The organism is Pedobacter cryoconitis, from assembly GCF_014200605.1.
Taxonomy (GTDB): Bacteria; Bacteroidota; Bacteroidia; order Sphingobacteriales; family Sphingobacteriaceae; genus Pedobacter; species Pedobacter cryoconitis_B.
Window position 1 is genome coordinate 359,412 of sequence record NZ_JACHCE010000004.1, and the last position, 11,103, is coordinate 370,514.

Below are 11,103 nucleotides of genomic sequence, written 5' to 3' on the forward strand. Positions count from 1 at the left end.
ATGATGGACGATCTAGTTTTTCAGAAAGGAAGTATAAATGACCTTGAAACTTGTTTAAAGTTCGACAAACATATTAACCCGAAATTCTTAACATGGAAATTACTTAATGAGGAGATATTTTTAGCGCTGAATAAAAAGGAAATTATAGGATACCTGAGACTTGAATATATCTGGACAACTCATCCATTTATCGGACTTATCATACTGAAACAAGAATTCAGAGGAAAACAGATTGGGAAAAATATGCTTGAATTTCTGGAAGAACAACTCAGATTAAAAGGGCAAAAAAAACTATACAGTTCAAGTCAGGCCAACGAAACTGCGCCACAGCAATGGCATATAAAAATGGGATTTAATGCTTGCGGAATTATAAATGGCATGAATGAAAATGAAATCGGAGAGGTTTTTTTCTGCAAGATTCTGCAGGTTCATGAAATAAAGCTATAATCTTTGTGATTCATTTTGCAATCCCGATTCACGGTCGTCTTTTGTTTTGATCTTGTTATTACCAAACCGATATGTAAAATTTAACCGTATCTGACGGCTCTCACCTGCATAAGTTGTATGTAGAACTAAATTATTCAGCTGTGTATCTGTATTAATTTTGTTTGTCCTTAACAAATCAGTAACTGCCAGCTTAAGGGTTGCTTTGTCATTCATCAGGTTCTTTTGTAAACCCAGGTCTATTTGTGAATTACCTTTTACATAAGTATTTAAGCCGCTTATATTTTTTGAGTTAACCACACCTGCAATTTCCACGGTAATATGGCCAGGAATTTTAAAGTTTTGCTGAATATTAATCGTACCCGCCAATCGGCTACGGCTATAATCTCCATATGCTGCAGTCCCAACTTTGTTTTCTAACCAGTATCCTATCCCTGTCAGGCTCATATTCCACCATTTAACCAGATCAATCTGCTGTGTAACAGTCAGGTTAATATTATTCTGGAACCCAATATTCCTGGGCACCATAATAATTCTGTTTCCTTCCAGAACTTCCGTAATCTGACTGCTCAGATCGCTGGTATGCGTATAACCAGCTGATACTGTTGTATTTTTATAACTGTACTGAAGCGCTAAAGTATTTGCATACTGCGGCTGCAGAAATGGATTCCCTTTCCAATAGGAAAGCTCATCGACAGGATATGAAAATGGATTCAGATCATTATAGGCCGGACGATCAACACGGCGGGCAAAACTCAGATTATAAGCACCCGACTCCTTTGTTTTATAAGTGATACTAGCCGTTGGAAAGACATTTAAATAATTTCTGGTCACCAAATCTGCTGACTGGGTACTCCCCTCATGCGGCTTCAAATCTCCTGTAGAATGTGTATTTTCTAATCTCACTCCTATATCCATCTGGAGTGCATCATTCAAAGATGTCTCGTATTTCAAGTATCCTGCAGTTATTTGTTCCTGATATTTAAAGGTGTTGGACAAGTTGATGTCGATCACATTTACACCACTGTTTACATCATACTGATCAAATATATTGCGGGCACTGACATCAGAATATTTTGCCCCGGTTACCATTCTTCCTTTTCCTACAGGAAACCCATAATCAGCTTTAACTGCATACAATTTAATATCCCTGCTATTGGCTACCAGAAAATTATTAGCAGATTGAAACTCCCCTTCGGGCGAGTAAAAAGTATTAGTACTCAGGTTCTTCGTCGCTGCATCAAAAATCCCATAGTCTGCATCTATATCCAGCGTATTATTTTTATTGCCTTTGTACCGGTAATTTAAGTTCACGTTGTACCGGTTGGCCTTCTGGCTTGGATAAGAACTCTGGCTTCTTAGTGTTTGCAATAGCTGACCTGTTGACTGATCAAAGATATTTGTGATTGGGGTAATTAAACCACCACCGCCTGAAAAATTACCATTCATTACAATTCCAATTGTTTTGGCTGTATCTATAGCATAGTCAGCACCCACAGTTGATCCTATATTATGTTTTTTATCCACATCATGACTGGAATTGAGATAAATCTTTCCATTGGTTGTCCTGTCATTATCGTAGTCCATTGCAAAGTGCCCGAAATTATGATTGTAACTTCCAAACAGATTAATTTTTCCTTTACGGAAGTTAAGGTTCAAACTGGTATTCTGTTTTACCGTAAGACCATAAGCAATCCCATTGTTAATACTACCATTGAACCCCTCGGCAATTGATTTTTGCAATACAAGATTAATAATACCACCAGTCCCAGAAGCATCATACTCAGCAGATGGATTTCTAATAATTTCAATAGATTTCAAGTCGGAGGAAGACATAGATTTCAGCAACTGTGCCAATTCCTCAGTCTGCAAATAAGTTTGCCTGCCGTTAATCATCAAAAGAGCACCACTTGCACCGTTCAGCGTAATAGAATTATCCTGATTCACGATAACACCCGGAGTTTTCTTTAATGCTTCTAAGACATTAGTTCCCTGCGCAGTTATACTTTTCTCAATGTTATAAATCATCTTTCTGCCTTCAATCCTGATCAAAGGTTTTTTACCGGAACTTTGTATAACGATTTCTTTTAAACTCCTGGCAGCTGTCTCAATTTTAATAATTCCTAAATCAGTGTGATCCGATAGTTTCAATACCTCACTCTGATAAGCAAGCACACCCAAATAGCTTACAACCAACACATAGCCTCCTTTAGCAACAGCAAAAGAAAAAGTTCCATCTGTATTGGTCAGTCCTTGTTTAACAACCTCCCCATCGGCACCATTCTTTAAAAACAAAGTTGCCCCATCAATAGCATCATTCTGTGTATTCTTAATGATACCTTTTATCGTGATACCCGAATTACTTTGTGCAAAACCTTTTGAAAAAATACACAGGAGAAAAATGAACAGATAAGTTAACTTCAGCTTAGAAATGATCATGGATAAGGATTAGGCTCTTTGGATAAGCTATAGTATAGCAGAATGCAAGTTAATTTAATTCTACAAATTAATTGATTATGTTATGAATAGGAAATTAAAAATAAAAATCGTGTTATATTTCTTTTGTTATGGTAACATCATATATGCAATACAGGTAATTTTTTAATACATTTAGTGAAGCATCAAGTTGCTGCGGGTAAGTTAAAAATCGTATATAAAAAACAAATGAGTAATTGCACTAAGTGTTCTAATGAGTTAACAGGAAAATATTGTTCGAATTGTGGCCATGCTATTGAAATACCAAGAATTGACGGCCATTATGTGGTGCATGAAATTGAACATGTTTTACATTTTGAGAAAGGTATCTTATTGACGATAAAAGAACTTTTAATCAGACCGGGACAAACCGTAAAAGAGTTCATTGCAAAAGACAGAAGTAAATTAGTAAAGCCAATCATATTTATAATTATTACTTCATTAGCGTATACTTTAATAAATCATTCCTTTCATATTGAAACAGAATACATTAGTTTTAATGGTGAAGAAAATTCTGTAATAAGTTCAATTTTTGATTGGATTCAAAATCATTATGGATATGCAAACATTATAATAGGCGTATTTATTGCTTTTTGGCTAAAACTGTTTTTCAAGAAGTATGAATACAATTTTTTTGAAATTTTAATCCTGTTATGTTTTATCATAGGCATAGAAATGCTGATATTCTCTGTTTTCAGTCTGCTGGAAGGATTAACAAAAATAAGTCTGCTAAAAATTTCAGGAATTCTGGGTATAAGTTATTGTTGCTGGGCTATAGGTCAGTTTTTTGACAAAAGAAAAGCAGCAAGCTATTTTAAAGGACTGGCTTCCTACATATTAGGGCTAATCACATTTTCTTTCACAGCACTACTTTTAGGGCTTTTAATTGGATTATTCTTCAAACACTAAATTAATGAATCAAACTCATCTTTATTCTCCTTCTGCAAGTGTAGGTAATAATCCTACAGCTCATAAAGTTGAGTACCTGCCTTCATTAACTGCTTTACGCGGTATAGCTGCATTGCTGGTTGCTGTATTTCATTTCGAGATGGCAGCAGCCAGGTTTGTTCCTGCTTCACAATCTATGTTTTTTGAAAAATGCTATCTGATGGTAGACCTGTTCTTTATCATGAGCGGCTTTATCATGATTCATGTATATAGCGGCCATTTTAAAGAAAAAATACGGGCAGGGTCATTGAAAAACTTCTTTGTGGCAAGATTTGCAAGGATCTATCCGCTACACCTGTTTTCACTACTTTTACTGGTGGTCATTGTTCGCTGGATTACTGACTGGGGCAATCCACCCATTATCCTGGAACAACCAGCCGATATTCTGCCGAATGTTTTTCTGCTACATTCTTTTGGTGTGACCAGGATCTATTCATGGAATATCCCTTCCTGGAGTATCAGTGCGGAGTGGGCAGCTTATTTGCTTTTTCCTCTGATCGCATTAGGTATCCACAAGAAAAAGACTGCTTCTGTTATTGTTTTACTTGTGCTTGTTGTAGTGGCATACTATTCTATTATGCATCTGCTGCCCAGAAAAAATCCAATAAACCCTGCGATACCGGTTCCTCACAATCTGAATACAACATTCGATTATGGATATATCAGGGGAATAGCTGGTTTTACAGCCGGGATTTTAGTATATCTGGTTTACGAATTACAGGGTATCAGGAGGGCTTTCGCTTCTGATACAATATCGTTTTTTATTATAGTTGCGATAACATTGTCACTTCACTTTGCATTAAATGATGGGATTACAGTTTTTCTTTTTGCAATGCTAGTACTCAGTTTTACAGCGAATAATGGCAGAATAGCGAAGTTCTGTAATCTTAAGATTTTACAATTCCTGGGGAATATTTCTTATTCCGTTTATCTGATGCAGATCTTTCTGCAGGAACCTTTCTCCCATGGGATATATCTGCCAGGTACAATCGGTATAGGCAGAGGTAAACAGAATATTGATTTTTCCAGTGGAGTCTTATATTGTATAACTTATTTAATTCTGCTTATTCTCATCTCTTATATCACTTATCAATGGATAGAACGTCCCAGCCGAAGATTCATCAACCGAATCTGGGGTTCGTCTGCTCAGCATTCTAATTAAACTGATTGATATAGTTCAGTCCTAAATAGTAATCTACATCATTTAAGCTTGAATTTACCGGTTTTGGTTTTGCTGGTAAATTTCTAATTATGAAAAAACTGTTGGAACCGATAAGGATTGGTGACCTGAACGTGAAGAATTGTATATGCATCATTACTCAATAACGACAGGACTCTTTTATTTAAGGCAATATTACCTGTTGTATATTTTTTTCGTAAAAAAGGTAAAAATTTCATTGAACTCATCATCAGTCAGAGTAATTATTTCATTAATATGGTGCTTTAGTCTTAATTCCATATCAGGTGATTAGATAGCTGGTAAAATTGATGATAATTTCTATTAGTTTTAATAAATTTATATGCCATTAGCAGATGATACAATAGTATATTGAAATTTGCGTTTACTTGATAAAGAGATCAGTCGGGCATGCGATTTTGAACCAGGATTTAATTTTAACGTGCCCTGGATTATCCCCATAATTTAATCAAACTATGCCTGGTGAAAATAGAGAATTGATAAGTTTAATTAAACAGGTCATCTTTACAACTTTTGTTATATCTATTTTCTTTGTTACATCATGCCCTGTAAAAACAACAATATGGTCTTTAATAACCCATGAGGATTCAGCTTCTTTAACAAAGGATGCCAATACTGTTGTTATAAATTCACAATCAGGTGATTGTAGTTCTGTTTTTTTTATAAAGGAACATAATTCTGAAAGTTCTTCTAATACTTTAAAAATCAGTTTTTTTTCGTTTCTGCTTTTTTATTCCTGGTCTGTAAACTTAAGGACATTACTGTTAAAGCACTTTCGTGCGGTTACAAAACATATTCACTTACAATTTAGATCTTCATTATTTATAAGGCTCTGCACGTTCCTCTTATGATCCTTATTCTTAGATAATAAATAGGTTCGCTTACTTGAATGTGAGCGCATATTTAACAATACGTTTTTGAAGAACATATTCTTCGACTAATGTTTTGTTTGAAAAATTATTAAATATTGAACTCTATATAGTAAATTTTATGCTTAAAATTATTTTTTCTCAGAATACAAAATATAATCTCAATGCCTATGCCGTTAGTAGAATACTGATTGGTGTGTTTTTCCTGATAACAGGTATCAATAAATTGTTTAATCCAGTTTTTCAGGCTTCAATGCTCAAAACAATTACTGGAATAGGCTTCCCATACCCGCAGTTTATTGCAAATTTTACCGCTGCAAATGAAGCAATCTTCGGGTTGCTTTTAGCAATAGGTCTTTTTACGAGGTTTAGTGCTATCGTTTTAAATATAATTCTATTTACAGCACTATTTACTTTCGATATACCAAATCACATACCTAAGGATCTGGATGTTTTTACCTGGTATAGTTATTTTTTGTATTTACCACAGGTATTATACGTTTTGTTTTTATTTAATGTCATTTTTATTGGAGGTGGCCCGATAAGTATTGATGATAGATGGTCTGGAAAACGTGTGAGTTGATTTGTGGTGAAAAATTATGTGTTAAATCTGCTCGCTGATCTCACTGATCCCCTGAGGTGGGGGCTTCAACCAAAAATGCTTGTCGCTGCGCTCCTGGCAATTTTTTGTTTTTAACGGATCAAGCCATAAACTTGTGGAGGATGTTCTTTTTAAGCATAAATTTTGACACGCTAAACAGAAAGTCTTTGCTATCAGGGATGCTCTTATACCTCTGGAAGTTGCGCAGAAAGCTTTCAATTTGCATGGGAATGACTCAGGCGAAACAAGGCCTGGCAGTTAGTAAATAAATTTAAAATAGCTAAATAATCAATCTGTATCGGCCGGGTACTGTCCGGGTACTGTCCGGGTACTCGTTAGGGTAAGAGCAATGTTAAAGTAAGGTAAGAGCATGGCAAGTCCAAGTAAAAACAACTAGTTGAAATGACTTAGAGTTCCTATGCTTAAAGGCTGTTTACAACGTGGTGTCACCCCGATCTCTATTCAGGCACAACCAAATCATAACCGGATGAAGATTAATGAAATTATAATTTCCCCTTTGACTAACCCATGGACAATTGCGGACAATTGCAGACAGCTGCGGACAATTGCAGACATTTTTTACTCATCAGGATAATCTTTAACGCGAATAGCTTACATTGGTAGAAAGGTATTTATTATGGGAAGTTTAACGGGTAAATTTTCAAAGGGAATCCTGGGTGATTTCATTTTTAAAGCAGCAGTCTGGAGTACAGGTTGTTTCAAAAGTTCTGTACCGGGCACAATGAAACAATCAATGGAAACCGAAAAAATCAGGATCTTTCCTCCTCCTAAGCATTCCGCTGAAGCGTTGACCGATCTCTGATCAAAGTAATCAGGGCATTTAATAATAATAAATTAAACTATAAAATCAGGAAGTAATTAGCTTATTAAAGAATCGTAACCCTTTGCTTTGAACTCAAAAAATATCAAACCCAAAACTTGAAATTTAATCCCTAATCCACAAGTTTATGACTTGATCCTTTTTAACCTGGCCTCTGAGCTGAAGGGCTCAGGCCGGTTTAAAACAAAAAATGCCACCCGAAGAGGGTAGCATTTTTGTTTAGCGGAGAATGGGGGATTCGAACCCGCGGACCCTGTAACAGGTCAACAGTTTTCAAGACTGCCGCAATCGACCACTCTGCCAACTCTCCGAGACAAAAGTACGAAAAAAGAGTGTTTCCACAAGCACTAATGTGTATTATCCCTTTAAATGCCTCATTATGAATTAAAAAAAATTATTCAGCACTCAAATTTGCCCTATACCTGCCTATTTCTGCTATAAAGCTCGATTTTCTCATATAATTCTTCAGGTTTAAAGGGTTTGCTGATATAATCAGTCATGCCTGCTTCGAATGCTTTATGCTGAATATCAAGCATCGCAGAAGCGGTTAAAGCTATGATTGGCAACAGCTTAAATTTATTTCCTTTGAGCGCCCGGATCGCAGCAGCAGCCTCATACCCGTCCATTTCCGGCATCTGTAAATCCATAAAAACGATATCATATTTTTTAAGCTGTACCTGTTCTAGCGCAAGAAGTCCATTTTCAACAAAATCACATTTGATATCCCACAGTTTCATAAACTGCCTGATGAGCATAACATTAATCTCATTATCTTCTGCAATGAGTATCTTTGTACCTTTTAAGCTCTTCATTCCTTTGAATGAAAGGGTATCTAATGATTTAATCAGGTGATTATTTCCATTTTTAAATGTTAAAGTAAATTTAAAGGAAGACCCCGCTCCTAATTTGCTAACAACACTGATGTTCCCACCCTGAAGCTCTATGAGTTTTTTTGTAATGGTCAACCCCAGCCCTGTCCCTCCATACTTCCTGTTGGTATCAGAATTTGCCTGGGTAAACCGTTCAAATATATACTGAATTTTATCCCCGGCTATACCAATACCAGTGTCTGTAATCTTAAAATCAATTGTAGCACTCCCCTGATCATCTCTGATTAATTCAACAGCTACAGTAACGCTGCCGCTATCAGTAAATTTAATTGCATTATTGATCAGATTGGTTAAAATCTGGCCTAAACGCACAGGATCGCCAATGACGGCATCCGATAAATTTTTGCTCATAGATAACTCTAAGACTAACCCCTTTTCAGCCGCCTTATCTGAAAGTGTATAGCAGATACTTTTCAGCAGATCTTCGATATTAAAATGAATCATCTCGAAAACAATCTTACCTTCTTCCATCTTGCTGAAATCCAGAATATCGTTAATCAGTACCAGTAAATTATCACCGGAGAATTTAAGGACCTTAAGATATTCTAATTGCTCTGGGGTGAGTGGCGTTTGCAAAAGCAAATTTGTAAAACCTATCACTGCATTCATTGGTGTTCTGATTTCATGACTCATGGTAGAAAGAAATTGTGATTTTGCAGTAACTGCCAGCTCAGCCAGCTCTTTTGCAGAGATTAACTCCTGCTCGGCGTTTTTTTGTGCAGTAATATCTACAATCGCACCATATAACCTGACAACCTCGTCTTTCTCATTGATATAGGGCTTACCAATAGCATGAATGTGTTTGACCTGCTGATCAGGTAAAACTATACGTAAATCAAATTCCGAAACTTTACGATTTATAATGGTATCCTGAACTACTTGCTTATAATGCTCTTTGTCATCAGGATGAATCATTTTTCCGAAACTTAACGTCTCAGGCCCTTCTTTCTCAGGAAGGAGACCAAAAATGCGAAATGCTTCATCAGACCAGTAATTCTTGCCAGTTAACAAATCTGCCTCCCAGCTCCCGCTGTGTGTAAGTTCCTGGGTTTCGGAAAGCATGGCTTCGTTACGAACCATCAGCTCTTCGGCACGTTTCTGCTCTGTAATATCATGCCATACCACTAATAAGACAGGCTTTTTATTGATCTTAACAGGATTTAAAGTTACTATGACTGGAAAAACCTCACCATCCAGACGCTTATGAAGCCATTCAAATTGATTATAGCCGTTTAGATAGGCCAGCTTATCCATTTCTACAGATTTCTCAACCGAAAGACTGCCATCGGGCTGATATTCCGGCGAAAATTGTGCCGGATGGTGCGCAAGAAGGTCTTCTTTATTTCTACATTTTAAAATTTTTACGGCGGCATCATTACAATCTATTATTCCTTCTGCCCCAAACAATAAATGTGCATCTGTTGAATACTCAAATATCACGCGAAGAATTTCGTCTGACAACTGCTTTTCTGTAATATCCTGAAAAACACCGTAAAGCTTTGTCACCTTACCATTTTCGGTTATCGCTTTGCCTGTTGTTCTTACCCATTTATCATTTCCGTTAGCAGTAACAAATGGAAGGTCAAGATCCCAGGGAATTCCATTTTGGATCGTTTTATTAATGGCATAGGATATAATACGCTGTTCTTCGGCAGAATAAAAGCCCATTGCACTTTCTAAATCGGGTTTTATTGCCGGGTCAAGTTCGTGAATCCGGTAAACCTCATCAGACCAGAAGAGTGAATCTTCTTCCAGATTTATCTCCCAGGCACCTGTTTTAGTCAGTTTACCGGCTTCATTAAACATTTCAACCATATGTTTGTCAGTGGAGATGTCTTTGAAGTAACCACTGAACACGCCCTGATGACCGTCAACTGGCTTTGCAATACCTTGCATCCATTTCTTCTTACCAGATTGCAAATTAAAACATCCCTCCCATTTCCATTCCATCAGGTTAACTACGGCATATTCCAGAGAGCTGAAAAATGAATGCTGGTCATGTTCAGACAAAAGATTGATAAACAAATTCATATCGCTAATCACAGCTGCAGCTTTTACTGCAAGCTCGTCATCAATTACCTTATTCAAATATGAAAATGAAAAGCCGCCTTCATTTTTGGAAATTCTAAAGACGATACAGGGCAGTTCATCAGCAAAGACTGATTGATCAAAGTTATTATCGGTTAATATCATAGGTAAGAAATAAGCAAATTATAACTAAAACTAATTTACTCATTATTTAGGTTAAAATACCTAAACCTCTATACCATAAATCCTTGATTCTTCTTCCCAGGGATGATAGCCCTGTCCGACATAGCTAAATCCATATTTCTCATAGTACCCGATATGATCTGTGCAAAGGTATAGTTGATTAAAGCCTGCCTTTTTAGTATCCTGTTTTGCTTTTTCAAGTAATAAAGCGCCATAAGCATGGCCTCTGTAGCGTTCATCTACAAATACGGCACAAACCCAGGGATATAAATCCATTCTGCTGATAAAGTCATTTGGCACCAGTCCCGCACAGCCCGCTATTTCTCCATCATTTTCCAGCAGATACCATTGTGGTAAATTACTTTTTGAACCAATGCAATGATAGACACAGTCTTCATAGACTATAGGAGGTACTTCTTCCCAAACCTGCTGCAAATATGCTATTGCTCTGTCTTTATACTCCGGGTTTTCTCTTACTGATATGACTTTCATCTTATATATATTGTAAAACTTAAACTACTTAGTTTTTGACCCATAAAGTTTACTTATAGTATTTGGCTTAAGATAAAAATCAATTCTACTAATTTACAGCAATTTTAATTGTAAAAAATAGGTTATCAAGCCAC

Annotated in this window: 7 protein-coding genes and 1 tRNA gene; 4 read left to right on the forward strand and 4 right to left on the reverse strand. The window is 36.4% G+C overall.

Annotated features, from left to right (window positions below; genetic code table 11):
- Window positions 1–447: a GNAT family N-acetyltransferase gene (locus HDE68_RS14860; protein WP_183883000.1), complete on the forward strand. Its 447-nt coding sequence runs from the start codon at window positions 1–3 to the stop codon at window positions 445–447.
- On the opposite strand, the gene HDE68_RS14865 is transcribed toward HDE68_RS14860, so the two are convergent.
- On the reverse strand, window positions 442–2,883 hold the full coding sequence (locus HDE68_RS14865) for an outer membrane beta-barrel protein (RefSeq protein WP_183883001.1): 2,442 nt from the start codon (window positions 2,881–2,883) through the stop codon (window positions 442–444). The genes HDE68_RS14860 and HDE68_RS14865 overlap by 6 nt on opposite strands.
- A gap of 174 nt (window positions 2,884–3,057) precedes the next feature.
- On the opposite strand from HDE68_RS14865, the gene HDE68_RS14870 reads away from it, so the two are divergent.
- From HDE68_RS14870 to HDE68_RS14880, 3 genes are all read left to right on the forward strand, one after another.
- Window positions 3,058–3,828: a DUF3667 domain-containing protein gene (locus HDE68_RS14870; RefSeq protein ID WP_317617702.1), complete on the forward strand. Its 771-nt coding sequence runs from the start codon at window positions 3,058–3,060 to the stop codon at window positions 3,826–3,828.
- A 4-nt stretch (window positions 3,829–3,832) separates the two neighbouring features.
- Entirely contained in the window at window positions 3,833–5,029 is a 1,197-nt protein-coding gene (locus tag HDE68_RS14875; protein ID WP_183883002.1) for an acyltransferase family protein, read from the forward strand.
- Window positions 5,030–6,055: 1,026 nt separating this feature from the next.
- On the forward strand, window positions 6,056–6,517 hold the full coding sequence (locus tag HDE68_RS14880) for a DoxX family protein (protein ID WP_183883003.1): 462 nt from the start codon (window positions 6,056–6,058) through the stop codon (window positions 6,515–6,517).
- Window positions 6,518–7,599: 1,082 nt separating this feature from the next.
- On the opposite strand, the gene HDE68_RS14885 is transcribed toward HDE68_RS14880, so the two are convergent.
- The 3 genes from HDE68_RS14885 to HDE68_RS14895 all read right to left on the reverse strand — a co-directional run bounded on the left by HDE68_RS14885 (window position 7,600) and on the right by HDE68_RS14895 (window position 10,969).
- A tRNA-Ser gene (locus HDE68_RS14885) sits at window positions 7,600–7,686 on the reverse strand.
- 106 nt (window positions 7,687–7,792) lie between these two features.
- Window positions 7,793–10,459 (reverse strand): response regulator, encoded by a 2,667-nt coding sequence (locus HDE68_RS14890; protein ID WP_221300745.1) that lies wholly within the window; start codon window positions 10,457–10,459, stop codon window positions 7,793–7,795.
- 60 nt (window positions 10,460–10,519) lie between these two features.
- Window positions 10,520–10,969, reverse strand: coding sequence for a GNAT family N-acetyltransferase (locus tag HDE68_RS14895; protein WP_183883004.1), 450 nt, complete (start codon window positions 10,967–10,969; stop codon window positions 10,520–10,522).
- Window positions 10,970–11,103 lie beyond the last annotated feature (134 nt).